11 protein-coding genes are annotated in these 14,612 nt (G+C 73.7%); 4 read left to right on the top strand and 7 right to left on the bottom strand.

Translation table 11 applies throughout. The annotated features are described in order from the left end of the window. The first annotated feature begins 61 nt into the window (after positions 1-61). The 3 genes from glgX (at position 62) to OHB00_RS38470 (ending at position 6,221) form a co-directional block, all read left to right on the top strand. Entirely contained in the window at positions 62-2,170 is a 2,109-nt protein-coding gene (gene glgX, locus OHB00_RS38480; protein ID WP_406441925.1) for a glycogen debranching protein GlgX, read from the top strand. 132 nt (positions 2,171-2,302) lie between these two features. Continuing rightward, positions 2,303-4,654 (top strand): malto-oligosyltrehalose synthase, encoded by a 2,352-nt coding sequence (gene treY / locus OHB00_RS38475; RefSeq protein WP_406441923.1) that lies wholly within the window; start codon positions 2,303-2,305, stop codon positions 4,652-4,654. A 316-nt stretch (positions 4,655-4,970) separates the two neighbouring features. Next, positions 4,971-6,221 carry a M14 family zinc carboxypeptidase gene (locus OHB00_RS38470; RefSeq protein WP_406446163.1) on the top strand — a complete coding sequence of 417 codons (1,251 nt, stop codon included), beginning with the start codon at positions 4,971-4,973 and terminating at the stop codon, positions 6,219-6,221. Between the two features lie 71 nt (positions 6,222-6,292). Here the strand turns inward: OHB00_RS38470 and OHB00_RS38465 are convergent, their stop codons facing one another. The 3 genes from OHB00_RS38465 to OHB00_RS38455 all read right to left on the bottom strand — a co-directional run bounded on the left by OHB00_RS38465 (position 6,293) and on the right by OHB00_RS38455 (position 8,768). Continuing rightward, positions 6,293-6,709 carry an SSI family serine proteinase inhibitor gene (locus OHB00_RS38465; RefSeq protein WP_406441921.1) on the bottom strand — a complete coding sequence of 139 codons (417 nt, stop codon included), beginning with the start codon at positions 6,707-6,709 and terminating at the stop codon, positions 6,293-6,295. Next, the gene (locus OHB00_RS38460; protein ID WP_406441919.1) at positions 6,706-8,073 is read right to left on the bottom strand and encodes a M14 family zinc carboxypeptidase; all 1,368 of its coding nucleotides are present in this window, start codon (positions 8,071-8,073) and stop codon (positions 6,706-6,708) included. The genes OHB00_RS38465 and OHB00_RS38460 overlap by 4 nt, the downstream gene beginning before the upstream one ends. Before the next feature lie 143 nt (positions 8,074-8,216). Beyond that, positions 8,217-8,768 (bottom strand): FHA domain-containing protein, encoded by a 552-nt coding sequence (locus OHB00_RS38455; RefSeq protein WP_406441917.1) that lies wholly within the window; start codon positions 8,766-8,768, stop codon positions 8,217-8,219. A gap of 175 nt (positions 8,769-8,943) precedes the next feature. Here OHB00_RS38455 and treZ point away from each other — a divergent pair, with 175 nt between their 5' ends. Continuing rightward, complete coding sequence (gene treZ / locus OHB00_RS38450; RefSeq protein ID WP_406441915.1) at positions 8,944-10,689, top strand: malto-oligosyltrehalose trehalohydrolase; 1,746 nt, start codon at positions 8,944-8,946, stop codon at positions 10,687-10,689. A gap of 37 nt (positions 10,690-10,726) precedes the next feature. Here the strand turns inward: treZ and OHB00_RS38445 are convergent, their stop codons facing one another. From OHB00_RS38445 to OHB00_RS38430, 4 genes are all read right to left on the bottom strand, one after another. Beyond that, positions 10,727-11,674 carry an aminoglycoside phosphotransferase family protein gene (locus OHB00_RS38445; RefSeq protein WP_406441913.1) on the bottom strand — a complete coding sequence of 316 codons (948 nt, stop codon included), beginning with the start codon at positions 11,672-11,674 and terminating at the stop codon, positions 10,727-10,729. Between the two features lie 62 nt (positions 11,675-11,736). After that, positions 11,737-12,864 (bottom strand): aminopeptidase P family protein, encoded by a 1,128-nt coding sequence (locus OHB00_RS38440; RefSeq protein WP_406441911.1) that lies wholly within the window; start codon positions 12,862-12,864, stop codon positions 11,737-11,739. Between the two features lie 197 nt (positions 12,865-13,061). Further along, positions 13,062-13,616 (bottom strand): PDZ domain-containing protein, encoded by a 555-nt coding sequence (locus OHB00_RS38435; protein ID WP_406441909.1) that lies wholly within the window; start codon positions 13,614-13,616, stop codon positions 13,062-13,064. Between the two features lie 91 nt (positions 13,617-13,707). Further along, positions 13,708-14,592, bottom strand: coding sequence for a LysR family transcriptional regulator (locus OHB00_RS38430; protein ID WP_406441907.1), 885 nt, complete (start codon positions 14,590-14,592; stop codon positions 13,708-13,710). Positions 14,593-14,612: the final 20 nt, after the last annotated feature.

Raw genomic sequence — 14,612 nt, 5'->3', positions numbered from 1 at the left:
TCGGGCAGACTCATGACCAAGGCGCCCCTGGGCGCGGGACCCACCTGGAAGAGTCGACTTCATGCAGGTCTGGCCTGGAGAGGCATATCCGCTCGGCGCCACGTACGACGGTGCCGGGACCAACTTCGCGGTCTTCACTGAGGCCGCGGACCGAGTGGAGCTGTGTCTGCTGCACGACGACGGCTCCGAGACGGCGGTGGAACTGCGGGAGAGCGACGCCTTCGTACGGCACGCGTACCTGCCTGGTGTGATGCCCGGGCAGCGGTACGGCTTCCGGGTGCACGGCCCGTACGACCCCGGGCGCGGGCTGCGCTGCAACTCGGCGAAGCTGCTGCTCGACCCGTACGCGAAGGCGGTCAGCGGGTCGGTGCGCTGGGGCGAGGAGGTGTACGGCTACCACTTCGGCGACCCCGACAAGCGCAACGACCTGGACTCGGCACCGCACACCATGACGTCGGTGGTGATCAACCCGTACTTCGACTGGGGCGACGACCGGCGGCCACGCACCGAGTACCACCACACCGTGATCTACGAGGCCCATGTGAAGGGCCTCACCATGCGCCACCCCGGCCTGCCGGAGGAGCTGCGCGGCACCTACGCGGGCCTGGCCCACCCGGCCGTCATCGAGCACCTGACGGCGCTGGGCGTCACCGCCCTGGAGCTGATGCCGGTCCACCAGTTCGTGAACGACCACCGGCTGGTCGACATGGACCTGAACAACTACTGGGGCTACAACACCATCGGCTTCTTCGCCCCGCACAACGCGTACGCCTCCTGGGGCGACCGCGGCCAGCAGGTCCTGGAGTTCAAGTCGGCGGTCCGGGCGCTGCACGAGGCCGGCATCGAGGTGATCCTCGACGTGGTCTACAACCACACCGCCGAGGGCAATCACCTGGGCCCGACGCTGTCCTTCCGCGGCCTGGACAACCCGTCCTACTACCGCCTGACCGACGACCCGCGCTACTACATGGACACCACCGGCACCGGCAACTCGCTGCTGATGCGGTCTCCGCACGTCCTCCAGATGATCATGGACTCGCTGCGCTACTGGGTCACCGAGATGCACGTCGACGGCTTCCGCTTCGACCTCGCGGCGACCCTCGCCCGGCAGTTCCACGAGGTGGACCGGCTGTCGTCGTTCTTCGACCTGGTGCAGCAGGACCCGGTGGTCTCCCAGGTGAAGCTGATCGCCGAGCCGTGGGACGTCGGCGAGGGCGGCTACCAGGTGGGCAACTTCCCGCCGCTGTGGACCGAGTGGAACGGCAAGTACCGCGACACCGTGCGCGACCTGTGGCGCGGCGAGCCGCGCGCACTGGCGGAGTTCGCGTCCCGGCTGACCGGCTCCTCCGACCTCTACCAGGACGACGGCCGCCGCCCGCTGGCCTCCATCAACTTCGTCACCTGCCACGACGGCTTCACGCTGCACGACCTGGTGGCCTACAACGACAAGCACAACCAGGCCAACGGCGAGGACAACCGGGACGGCGAGAGCCACAACCGCTCGTGGAACTGCGGGGTGGAGGGGCACACCGACGATCCCGCGATCCTTGAGCTGCGCGAGCGCCAGATGCGGAACTTCGTCGCCACCCTGATGCTGTCCCAGGGCGTGCCGATGATCAGCCACGGCGACGAGTTCGCGCGCACGCAACAGGGCAACAACAACGCCTACTGTCAGGACAACGAGCTGTCCTGGGTGGACTGGCCGGCCGCCGAGGAGGGCAGCGAGCTGCTGGCCTTCACGCGCGCGATGGCGCGGCTGCGCAAGGAGCATCCGGTCTTCAGGCGCCGCCGCTTCTTCCACGGCCGCCCCGTGGAGGGCACCCACGACGAGCTCTCCGACATCGCCTGGTTCACCCCGGAGGGCCACGAGATGGCCCAGCGGGACTGGGACTCGACCCAGGCGTCGGCTCTCACCGTGTTCCTCAACGGCAACGCGATCTCGGAACCGGACGCCCGGGGGCAGCGGATCGCCGACGACTCGTTCCTGCTGATGTTCAACGCGTCCCCGGACACGCTGGACTTCGCGGTGCCGGTGAATCACGGCCGCCAGTGGGAGGTGGTGGTCGACACGGCACGGGCGGAGGGCGCATCGGCGGGCACGAAGGTGGATGCGGGAGAAACACTGACACTGATCGGCCGGAGCCTGACTGTGTTGAAGAGGCCGGCGTAGGGATGCGTGCTCCAATGGGCTGTGGGGCAGGTGCGGACCGGTGGGGGCCGGTCGCGCAGTTCCCCGCGCCCCTTTGGGGCGCGTACCGCGCGTGGTGACACAGAAGCCGACCAGACGGGTACTTACGTCCGCATGACAGCCGAGCGAATCGCCCTCACCGTCCCGACGGCCACCTACCGACTCCAGCTCCAGCCCGGCTTCCCTTTCTCGGCGGCTTCCGCGGCCGTGCCGTACCTCGCCTCGCTCGGCGTCTCCCACCTCCACCTCTCCCCTGTCCTGGAGGCCGTCCCCGGCTCCACCCACGGCTACGACGTCGTCGACCACGCGCGCGTGCGCGAGGAGCTCGGCGGCGAGGAGGGGCTGCGGGCGCTCTCGCACACCGCGCGGGAACACGGTCTCGGCCTCGTCGTGGACATCGTGCCGAACCACATGGCGATGTCCCCCCGGCACAACCACGCCCTGTGGGAGGTGCTGCGGGAGGGCCCGAAGTCGCCGTACGCGCGCTGGTTCGACGTCGACTGGGAGGCGCAGGGCGGGCAGCTGCTGGTGCCAGTGCTGGGCGGGCCGGTCGGCGAGGTGCTCGGGCAGCTGGTGGTCGACGGCGACGTGCTGCGTTATCACGAGCACGCCTTCCCGCTCCGCCAGGGCACCGCGGACCTGCCGCTGCCGGAGCTGCTGGACGCCCAGTGGTACCGCCCGGTGTGGTGGCGGCTGGCCCGCACCGAGCTGAACTACCGGCGGTTCTTCAGCATCTCGGAGCTGATCGGGGTGCGGGTGGAGGACCCGGAGGTGTTCGAGGCCACCCACGCCAAGATCCTCCAGCTGCTGCACGAGGGCGTGGTGGACGGGCTGCGCGTCGACCATCCCGACGGTCTCGCCGACCCCGACGGCTACCTCGCGCGGCTGCACGAGGCGACCGGCGGGCGCTGGACGGTCGTGGAGAAGATCCTGGCCGACGGCGAGCAGCTGCCGGCCGGCTGGCCGGTCGCGGGGACCACCGGGTACGACGCCCTGCGGCAGGTGGACGGCCTGTTCACGGATCCCGCCGGCGCCGGTGAACTGCTCGGCCAGTACCGCAGGTTCGCCGCCCCGCAGACGGACCGGGGCGGCGAGTGGGCCGCGACGGTGCGGCGGGCGGCGTACAACGTGATCACGCACGAGCTGGCGGCCGAGACGGACCGGCTGACACGGGCCGCCACGCGCGTGTGCGCGACATCGGCGGATCCCGCACTGCGCGACCGGGCGCCCTGGGCGCTGCGCACCGCGCTGCAGGAGCTGCTGGTGCGGATGCGGGTGTACCGGCCGTACGCCTGCGGTGACGTGGCCGCCGTGGTCACCGAGGAGGCCGCCGAGGAGGCCCGGCGGGCCTTCGTGGTGCCCGAGGAGGGCGGGGCGGTGGACGTGGTGCGCGGGCTGCTCCTGGCGGGGGACGGGCCGGGGGTCGCGGAGTTCCGGACGCGGTTCGCGCAGACCGCCTCGGCGCTGCGGGCCAAGTCCGTGGAGGACACGGCGTTCTACCGCTATGTGCCGCTGCTGGCGGCGACCGAGGTGGGCGGTGACCCGGGCAGCCCGGGGGTCTCCCCGGCCGCCTTTCACGCGTACTGCGCGCGTGTGCAGCGGGACTGGCCGCTCACCGGGACGGTGGTGACGACGCACGACACCAAGCGCAGCGCCGATGTGCGGGCCGCGCTGGCGGTGCTGACGGAGTGCCCGGAACGCTGGGCGGACGTGCTGGCCGAGGTGACCCGGGACGGGGAGGGGGTGCCGGACGCGCAGCTGGCCTGGGCGGCCTGGCAGACGGTGTTCGGGCTCGGCCCCGCGGCGCCCGAGCGGGTGCGGGAGGCGCTGGTGAAGCATGTGCGGGAGGCCGGCCTGTACACGAGCTGGACGGAGCAGGAGCCGCCGTACGAGGAGGCGGTGGTCTCGTTCGTCGAGGCGGGGCCGTGCGGGGTGCCAGGAGAGCGCGTGGCGGCCTTCCGGGCCTCGCTGGGCCCGCAGGTCCGGGCGAACGTGCTGGGGACGGCTCTGGTCCATCTGACGATGCCGGGGGTGCCGGACGTCTACCAGGGCACGGAGGGCGAGTACCGGGCGCTGGTGGACCCGGACAACCGCAGGCCGGTCTCCTTCCCGCCGCCGCGCCCTGGCGAGAAGGACGCGGTGACGGCGGCGGCACTGCGGCTGCGGGCGCGGCGCCCGGACGTCTTCGGCGACACGGCGACGTACGCGCCGCTGACGGCCGAGGGGCCGGCCGCGGCGCACTGCCTCGCGTTCGCGCGCTCCGGCCGGGTGGTCACGGCGGTGACCCGGCTGTCCCTGCGGCTGGCCGAGGCGGGCGGCTGGCGGGACACGGTCCTGGCGCTGCCGCCGGGGCGGTGGGCCGATGTGCTGGCGCCGGGGCGGGAGTTCACGGGGCGCGCGCGCGTGGGCGAGCTTTTCGAGGGGCTGCCGGTGGCGCTGCTGGAGCGGGTGGAGGACGGGAGCTGACGGGCCGGACGTGGCTGACGGGCCGGACGTGGCTGACGTGGGTGACGTGACCGACGGCAGGTTCACTCGTACGAGTGAATATGGGGCCGGTTCGGGGATTTGCTGAAACTCGCCGGGCGCGGGCCGCGTCGGTTATCGGCGCGCGGAGCGGTTCCGCGCCCCGTAGTGGCTTCGCACTCCCCTCCGCGCCAACCGCCCCGACAGGACGACAGCACATGCCTCGGGGCGCCCCCTGGAGCCTCCCCCGGGAGGTTCTTGACAGTTCACCTATGCCGTGCGGGACTGGGGAATGCGAAGCCGGGCGGACAAGTCGGGGGTGAGTCTCCTGCCGGAGCTGCGTTACCCCAGTGTTCCCGAACTCGTCGCGACCGCCCGGGCGTTGGCCGCTCACCGGCCCGGCCTGTGCACCTTGCGGCAGATCGGCCTCTCCCGCGCGGGCAGACCGCTGCACCTGCTGTCCGTCGGGCACGCCCGACGGGCGGTGCTGGTCGTCGCGGGCGCCCACGCCAACGAGCCGACCGGAGGCGGCACCCTCCAGGCACTGGCCGAACGGGTGCTGCACGAGCGGGACCTGCGGGCGGAGACCTCCTGGCACTTCCTGCTCTGCGCGGACCCGGACGGGGCGAGCCTGCATGTCACCCCGGCACCGCGCAGCCTGTTCGACTACCACCTCGGCTTCTACCGGCCGGCGGGCCCGGAGCAGCCGGAGTGGTCGCCGTCGGTGCTGCCACCCGACCGGCTGCCGCCCGAGACCCGCGCCCTGCTCGGAGTCATCGACGAGCTGCGCCCCTACCTCCAGGTGACGCTGCACGGCACCGATCTGGGCGGCAGCTGGGTGCAGTTGACGAGGGACGTGCCGGGGCTGGCCGAGCCGTTCGCCAAGTCGGCCGCGGAGCTGCACATCCCGGTGGAGACGGGCGCCTCGGACGCCGCGGGCTGGCCGCACTCCGGGCCCGGGGTGCGGGTGATGCCCGGCCCGGAGACGGGGGTGGCGTACCCGAGCATGCCGGACGACGCGCGGCACAGCACCTGGTACCACGCACACCGTTACGGCGGTCTGACGGCGGTGGTCGAGGTGCCGATGTGGGCGAGCGACCTGGTCGACGACCCGGCTGCGCACCCGGCTCCGGCGGCGGCGATGCGCCGGCTGGCGCGTCGGCTGCTGCGGGACTCGCGGGAGGTGGAGCGGGTGCTGGCCGAGGCGCTGCCCCGGCTGGACGGCCTGGACGGACCGCTGCTGCGGGCGGCGCGCTGGGCGCTGGGGCTGATACCCGGACTGGCCGAGGACTGGATCCAGCGGCCGCCGGTCGACACCACGATGGCCTACGTCGGCAGCGTGGACGCCTTCGGTCGGCGGCTGCCGTTGCGGGCCGCGTCGATGCTGCTGCGGGTGCTGCGGGAGGCGGACGACCGCGCGGCGCCCCGGCTGGAGGAGCTGGTGGCCTCCTGGTGCGAGGCCTACGGCGAGCGTTTCCAGGCCCGCTGGGTGCCGCTGGAGCGCCAGGTGGAGCATCAGTCCCGGACGGTGCTTGCGGCCGCGCAGCACGCGCGTGAACAGGCGGCGTGAGGGGAGCGCGCGAGCGGTGTGCGGGCGGCGTGCGGTCCGGGCCGGTGCGAGGGCCGCACGCCATGCCCGGCTCAGCCGTCGAGGGTGAAGACCGGACCGGTCCGGGCCGCCATCTGGCAGGAGTTCGAGAACGTCTCGCGGTACTCGATCGGGCGGCCGTTCCACTGTCCGCGCGCCTGGGCGGTCACCGGGGCGTAGACCATCGGGCACATCGCGCCCTTGACCGGGGCGACGCGGGCGATGTCACCACCCACCGCGTCGAGCCCGGCGCAGGCCTCGGCCGCGCGGGAGTGCCCCTGGGGCGGATCGCACAGCAGCAGCGTGCCGTGTGTGTCGCTGGAGTGGCTGTCCCCCTTGGTGACGGTCAGGTACAGGTAGTCGCCGTCGCGCGTCGCGCCCGGCGCGGCCTGGGCCGGGCCGGCGGCGAGCAGGACGGCGGCGGCCAGCAGGGCACCGGCGGCCGCTGTCGCTTTGCTGAGATGCGTCATTCCCCGTGCATCGGCACGGCGGGCTCGGTCCCCCAGCCCGGCTCACCCGATCGGGCACGCACGCGCGCGTGGCGGTGCGCGAGTTCGAACGCGCTCAGGACCACACGGGTCTGGTACTCGGCCTGGCGTGCGACCGGGATCCAGCGCGCGCCGAGTGCGTCGTGGTAGCTCGCGCACCAGGTGTCGATCAGCCGGTCCAGGTCGGGCAGGGCGGCGGCGGGGTCGTGACCGGTGCTGCGCAGGAGCTGGTGCAGCAGCCCGGCGGTGCGCAGGGCCAGCCGGCGCCCGGCGATGCGCAGGGCGGCCAGGTGAGCGGAGCTGAGCGGGGGCAGCGGGCGGGCGCTGCCGGCGTCCGTGTCGGGGTCCCAGGCGTCGGCGAGGCCTGGGCAGACCAGCAGGTAGTCGTCGACCGGCGCGAGCAGCCGGGCCGCGTCCGGCGCGGCGGCCAGCTGCGGCCGGACCCGGGCCAGGACGCCGTCCAGGAGGTCCGTGTCGCGTCGCAGGGTCCGGCTGACCGAGCGCAGCGCCGCGTCCCGGTCGGCGGGCGGAGTGCCGTCCTGGACGGCCGCCACACCCCACATGGGCGCCTCGACGATCGCGGTGACGGTGCCGTGCCGGTAGGGGTGGAACCAGGTGGACTCGACGGCGGCCTCGGTGATGGCGGCGGCCAGGTCGCCGCGGCGGGGCGGCGGGACCCGGTAGACGGCCGGGCCCAGGGTGGGCCAGTACAGCGTGTCGTAGGCGCCGAGTTCGCGGGGGATGCCGAGCCGGGTCGCGATGTGCGCGAGGCGCCGGTCGAGGCCCGGCAGGTCGCGGGTCAGCTCGACGAAGCCGCCGCCGACGTCGACGCCGTGCAGCGAGCACTGCAGGAAGGGCCGCAGCTCGTCCTGGAGGTCGAGCAGTGCCCGGGTCTCGGGCAGCGCGGCGGCCTCCGCCCCGTCGGGCAGCCACTCGGGCTGTTCCAGGAAGCCGGGCCGGAAGAAGTTCCGGAAGTAGTGGCCCAGGGTGTACGGCCCGGCCAGCCAGCCCTCGTTGCGGCGGGAGCCGTCGGGGTCCAGGCACAGCAGCAGGTTCCAGGTGACGTCGGCGTCCTCGGTGAGCCGCGGGTCGGCGAGGACCCGGTCGGCGAGGCGCAGCACGGTGGCGCCGCCGACGGGTTCGTTGGCGTGCGGGCCTGCGACGACGAGGACGTGACGGGTGCCGTGACCGATGGAAAGCAGCCACATCGGCGTGCCCGCGCGGGAGACGCCGGCCCTGCGCAGCCGGGCGTCCCGGGGATGGTCGGCGACCAGCGCGGCCGCCCGCGAGGCCAGCTCGTCCACGGACGGAAAGCGGAGGAGGGGCGGCAGGTCACACCTCCACAATGCGGTGCCGTCGATTCACATGCTGTGCATGATGTACGCACAGTCAGTCACGACTTGAGGGGAACGTCAACACCACGACGGACGAACACTTTTCGGCCACCTCGCGCAGACGTTCAGGTAGCGGGGGTGAACCGGCCCGGGGCTCAGGCGCTCGCGAGCCTGAAGGCCATCCGGCCGAAGGCGACCTGGTCGCCTTCGCGGACGACGGCGGCACCGGTCACCCGGCGGCCGTTCACGGTGGTGCCGTTGGTGGACCCGAGGTCCCTGAGGACCCACAGGGCGCCCTGGCGGCGGAGTTCGGCGTGCACCCGGGAGACCGTCTCGTGGTTGAGCCGCAGCCCGTTGGCGGGGTCGCGGCCGATGCGCAGCGGGTGGCTGTTGCCCGGGTGCGGCAGCAGCAGCTTGGGCAGCCGCTCGGCCTGCCAGGCGCGGCGCAGCCGTACGGTGAAGCCGGAGACGGCCTCGACGGTGCCGAAGAGCACGCGCGCGAAGCGGCTCTCCTGGGGCAGGTCGGCGGTGAGCGCGGCGAGTTCCTCGGCGCGACGGGCGGCGAGCGCCAGCTCCATGCGGCGCACGAAGGTGTCGTGCGACAGCCGTCCCATGGCCACGCCGTCACGCAGCACACTCAGCGCCTTGTCCCGCTCCGCGTCGGACAGCCGCGCGGGGTAGGTGTGGAACTCGAAGGACGACGTCACGCTGCCGATTCTGAGTCAGTGAACCCCGGGTGTCCAGAAAACGGGAAAACGGCCGCCACGCGCGCGTACGTATGGCGACATGCGCCGGGAAAGCCGGGATTCAAAAGCGGACTGATCGCTTTCGCGGCACGATGGATCCACTACCTCACGATGAGCCAGACGAAGGGGACCGTCCGTGCAGTTCGAGGTGTGGGCACCGCAGACAGACCGTGTGACGCTCCATTGCGACGGCGCCACGCGCGCGTTGGAGCGCGTCCCGGAGCGGCCCGGCTGGTGGAGCGGGGAGGCGGACGCCGAGGACGGCACGCGGTACGGGTTCGCGCTGGGCGACGGCCCTGTGCTGCCCGACCCGCGCTCGCGCCGGCAGCCGGACGGCCCGGACGGGCTCAGCGCGGTGGTCGACCACACCCGCCACGAGTGGCGTGCCGCCTGGCCGGGGCGCGCGCTGCCGGGGGCGGTGCTCTACGAGCTGCACGTGGGCACGTACACCCCCGAGGGCACCCTGGACGCGGCCGCCGGCCGACTCGACCACCTGCGTGAGCTGGGCGTCACGCACGTGGAGTTGATGCCGCTGTGCCCGTTCCCCGGCCGGCACGGCTGGGGGTACGAGGGGGTCTCGCTGTGGGCGGTGCACGAGCCGTACGGCGGCCCCGAGTCGCTGAAACGGTTTGTCGACCGGGCCCACGAACTCGGCCTGGGCGTCGTCCTGGACGTCGTGCACAACCACCTCGGCCCGTCCGGCAACCACCTGCCCGCGTTCGGGCCGTACTTCACCGAGGCGCACCAGACGCCCTGGGGCGCCGCGGTCAACCTGGACGCGCCCGGGTCGGACGAGGTGCGCGCGTATCTGGTGGGCAGCGCACTGGCGTGGCTGCGCGACTACCGGATCGACGGGCTGCGCCTGGACGCGGTGCACGCGTTGTGCGACACGCGCGCGTGCCACTTCCTGGAGGAGCTGTCGGCGGCCGTGGCGGGGCTGGCGGCCGAGTCGGGCCGGCCGCTGTTCCTGATCGGCGAGTCCGACCTGAACGATCCACGGGTCGTCACCCCGCGCGCGGAGCACGGGTTCGGTCTGGACGCGCAGTGGAACGACGACTTCCACCACGCCCTGCACGCCGCGCTGACCGGCGAGTCCCAGGGCTACTACGCCGACTTCGCCCGCGCCCCGCTCGCCGCCCTCGCCAAGACGCTCACCGGCGGCTACTTCCACGACGGCACCTACTCCAGCTTCCGGGGCCGCCGGCACGGCCGCAGACTGGACCGCGCGCGGGTGGCCGGACACCGGCTGCTCGGCTACACCCAGACCCACGACCAGGTCGGCAACCGCGCCCAGGGCGACCGGCTTTCGGCCGTCCTCTCCCCCGGCCTGCTCGCCTGCGCCGCCACTCTGGCCCTGACCGCGCCCTTCACGCCGATGCTTTTCATGGGCGAGGAGTGGGCGGCCGCCACCCCCTGGCAGTTCTTCACCGACCACACCGACCCGGACCTCGCGGAGGCCGTACGGCGGGGCAGACGGCGGGAGTTCGCGGCGCACGGATGGGCCGAGGAGGACGTGCCCGATCCGCAGGACCCGGCGACCCGCGAGCGGTCCTGCCTGGACTGGTCGGAGCCGGAGCGCGAACCGCACGCGCGCGTGCTGGCCTGGTACCGCCGGCTGCTCGCACTGCGCCGCGAGCAGCCGGACCTCACCGATCCCGATCTCGCCGACACCAAGGTGGCGTACGACGAGGCGGCACGCTGGCTCGCGTTCCGGCGCGGAGACCTGCGGGTGGCGGTGAACCTGAGCCCGGAACCTGCCGCGATCCCGCTCGGCACCGGGCGGGTGGAGGTGCTGGCCGCGTGGGACGCCCCGGTGGCACCGGACGCGGACGGGGTGCTGCGGGTGCCGGGCGAGTCGTGCATGGTGCTGACCCAGGCGTGACCCAGGCCTGGACCACCCCTGGGCACCTGGCGTCCCGTCACAGCTCGTCGTCGTCCTCGGTGTCCTCGCGCAGCTCCGTCACCCGCTCCAGCAGGATCGCCTCCCAGGCGCGGCGGAGCTGGGTGCGCAGCAGCGGCAGCGGGCTGTCGTCGCGGCCTTCGAGGCGGTCGGTGAGGCGGATGACGGTGTCGCAGCGGGCCAGCCACAGGCCGCGCAGGCAGGGGCGGGCGCCGTAGCCGGCCAGGGTGGCCGCGCGGACGGCCGCGCCGGAGCCGACCGCGACGGCGAGCCCGGCGATGTCCTCGGCGGGGTCGCCCACCGCCGTGCCGGTCCAGTCGAGGACGCCGCGCACCCTGCCGTCGGCACTGACCACCAGATGCTCGCCCTTGAGGTCGTGGTGGGCCAGCACGGCGGTACCGGGCTGGGCGGCGAGCTGGGCGGCGCCCTGCGGGGTCAGCTGGAGCAGCCGGGCGGGATCGAACTCGTCGTCGGCGGCGAGGCGTTCGGCGGCGGCCACGGCCATGCGGCGCAGCGCCTCCAGGGAACGTGGCGGGGTGCGCGGCACGCCGAGCGTCTCGGCCTGCCGTACCGGCACCTCGCGCAGTCCGGTGAGCAGGCCGGCCAGGTCCGCCTCGCCGACCGCGGAGACGTCGTGCTCCTCGGCGGTTCCTCCGGGGATCACGGTGTCCAGCGTGTACGTCAGCCCCGGTGCCCACTCGCCGTGCGCCACGCTGGCCGGGACGGCGACCGGCAGGTGCGGCCGCATCAGGTCGCGCAGGCGCAGTTCGCGGCGCTGACGGACGGCGGTGTCCCGGTCGGGGGCGAGGCGCAGCACATGGCGGGTGCCGACCCACCAGGTGGAGTACTCACCGCCCGCCGCGACGGGCCGCACCTCGGGGCCCGAGGCGCCGCCCGCGCCCTCCTTGAGCAGCGAGCGGACCAGTCGGCGGACGGTGTCCGCGGTGGGAGTGGGTGGCTGGGTCATGGATCGCGCCGTTGCCGTTCGGGGTGGGGTAGGGGCGAGCAGGTGGTGGCGGGCCGGGCCGGTCAGCCCACGATGACCATCTCGCGGGTGGTGTTGTTGAAACGACGGCCGCCGTCCTCGGTCACCGTGACGATGTCCTCGATCCGCACTCCGAAGCGGCCGGGCAGATAGATGCCGGGCTCCACCGAGAAGCACATCCCGGGGACGAGCGGCTGCTCCTCACCCTCGATCATGTAAGGCGGCTCGTGCGTGGTGACGCCGATGCCGTGCCCGGTGCGGTGGATGAAGAACTCGCCGTACCCGGCGTCGGAGATGACCGCGCGGGCGGCCCGGTCGACCTCCTGGCAGGCGACACCCGGGCGTACGGCCCGAAAGCCGGCCTCCTGGGCGGCGCGCACGATGTCGTGCACCTCGCGCTCCTCGGCGGTCGGCGGGCCCACGTGGACGGTGCGGGTGGTGTCGGAGCCGTAGCCGTCCTTGAGACCGCCGAAGTCGAGGACGACCATGTCGCCGTCCTGGACGACCCGGTCGCCGACCTCGTGGTGCGGGTTGGCGCCGTTGGGGCCCGAGCCGACGATGGTGAAGTCGACCTGGTCGTGGCCGAAGCGGCGCAGCAGGTCGGCGAGGTCGTGGCCGACGTCGGACTCGCGGCGGCCGGCGAAGGGAACCTTGCGGATCTCCTCGAACGTCGCGTCGGCAGCCGCTCCGGCGGCGGCGAGGAGTTCGAGCTCGGCCGCGTCCTTCACGGCGCGGAGCATGGGCAGCGCGTCGGTGAGGGAGGCGTAGGAGGTGTCGGGGAGCGTCTTCTGCAGGCCCAGCAGGTGCATGGCCCAGGCGTTGTCGCTGACACCGAACCGGCCGTCCTCGCCGAGCAGGTCGGCGGTCACGGCGTAGGGGTCCGTGCCGTCGGTCCAGTCCCGCAGGGTCAGCGCGGCCGCGCCGGCGGCCTTCTCGGCGTCGGGGGCTTCGAGGGTGGGGACGATCAGCACGGGGTCCCTGCCGGGGGCCAGGACGAGGAGCGTGAGCCGTTCGGTGACGGCGGTGGGGGTGTAGCCGGTGAGCCACACCATGTCGGGGCCGGGGGCGATCAGGAGACCGGCGAGGCCCGCGTCCGCGGCGGTGTGCGCTGCGCGCGTCATGCGGGACTTGTAGTCGCCGGCGGTGAAGGGGGCGGCGGGGGTGCCGGTCATCCAGGGCCTCCGTGCACGGGTGAGGGGCGGTATGGGCCTCGGCATGCATCCTGCCCGGAGAGAAAGGGCGGCGCGAGCCGGTTTGCGCGGAAGCGCCGTTGCGTGTCTCGGCTGTGTGGCGAGTGCGGGTGGGTTGTGGCTGGTCGCGCCCACGCGGCGGAGCCGCACATGTATACGGCCCCGCGCCCCTGAGCTGATCAAGTAACGACGCCAGGAACGACCGTAAGCTGCTGATAGCCCCCGCTCTCGTGCCGCACCGTCAGTCTGGCCTCCTTTCCCGGTCGGGCGTCGGCCACCGCTCGGACCAGGTCCGCGGCGCTGTCGATCCGGTCGGCGCCGAACTGGAGCAGCACGTCGCCGCGCACCAGCCCCGCCGAGTAGCCCGGCCCCGGTACGTGGACGCCCACCACCAGCGCGCCGACCTTCTCGGCGTCCACGGCCTCCACGCCCAGCGTCGCGGCAGCCGCCGGGGAGGGGACGGGGGTGGCCGGGGGTGCGGGGCTGGGTGTCGCCGGCCGGGCCTGCCGGCGCAGTTCCGCCAGTCTGCTCATGCCGATCACGGTGGCGCCCACCGTGCCCAGCCCCACCCCGGACAACACCAGGACCGTGGCGACGAACGATCCGAACACCAGGGTCCTGATCCGGCCGGCGCGGTGGCGCGCGGCGTGCGGGCGCCGGGCCGGATCGGGCGGGGGGCCGTCCCCGCGTTCCTGTCCGGGGATCGGCTTGGGACGCAATGCGGTCTGTTCCATGGTTCGCCTCCACCCCGAGCCCTACCCGGCGCACGCGGGCGCGACGAGACACGAACGAGTGAGACTGACCCTGGCTCAGCAACGGGAATCCTTAGCCCGCACTCGCGCCACGGGCACCGTCGAGAAGGCCTGCCACCAGGTCCGCCGCCGCTCCCACGGGCGTCCCGCCGTACACCAGTTCAACCCGGTGGACGAGGCGTGGTGCGGTGACCGGGACGGCGACCGTGCCGGGAATGCCGCCGGCCGTGCGCAGGGGCAGCAGGGTGAGGCCGTGACCGGCGGCGGTCAGGGCGGTGAGGGTGCGGACATCGCATCCGTCGTAGCGGAGAGCCGTACGGAAGGCGCCGCCGCCGGTCGCGGTGCGCAACTGGCTGAGCGGCGGGGCCGCGTCGGGTGCGTCGAGCCAGCGGGCGTCGGCGAGGTCCGCGAGGCGCAGGCCGGGGCGGCGGGCGAGAGGGTGCCCGGCGGGGAGCAGGACGGCGACGGGCTCCTCGGCGACGCCCTGGGTGGTCAGGGGGGCCACGTCGGGCAGTCGCAGGGGGTCGCTGGGGGCAGCGAGGCCGTCGAGCAGGCCCAGCTCGGCGGTGCCGGTGGCGACGGCGGCCGGGATCCCGTCACGGGGCAGGACCCGCAGGGTGACGCCGGCGGCCGGCAGCGCGGCGAGGACGGCGGGCGTGAGCGCGGCCGGGGTGGCGGCGAGCGTCAGGCCGGGCGCGGGCGCGGCGGCCATCCGGGCGACGTCCGCGCGGGCCGCCTCCAGGCGCAGCAGCAGCGGTCCGGCGTGTTCCAGCAGCCGTTCGCCCGCCGTGGTCGGGGTCACCGGACGGCGGGTGAGCAGGAGGGCGCCGAGGTCCTGTTCAAGGGTGGCGATGTGCTGGGAGACCGCGGACTGGGTGTAGCCCAGCTCGCGCGCGGCCGCCGAGAAGGAGGCGAGGCGGGCCACGGTGACGTACGTGCGCAGGAGGTGCGGGTCCATGCGCCACAGGATCGCATCAG

Origin of the sequence: Streptomyces sp. NBC_00631 (assembly GCF_045206895.1) — a bacterium.
Taxonomy (GTDB): Bacteria; Actinomycetota; Actinomycetes; order Streptomycetales; family Streptomycetaceae; genus Streptomyces.
The sequence above is the reverse complement of the archived record's forward strand: the minus strand, read 5'-3'. Positions and strand labels throughout refer to the sequence as shown.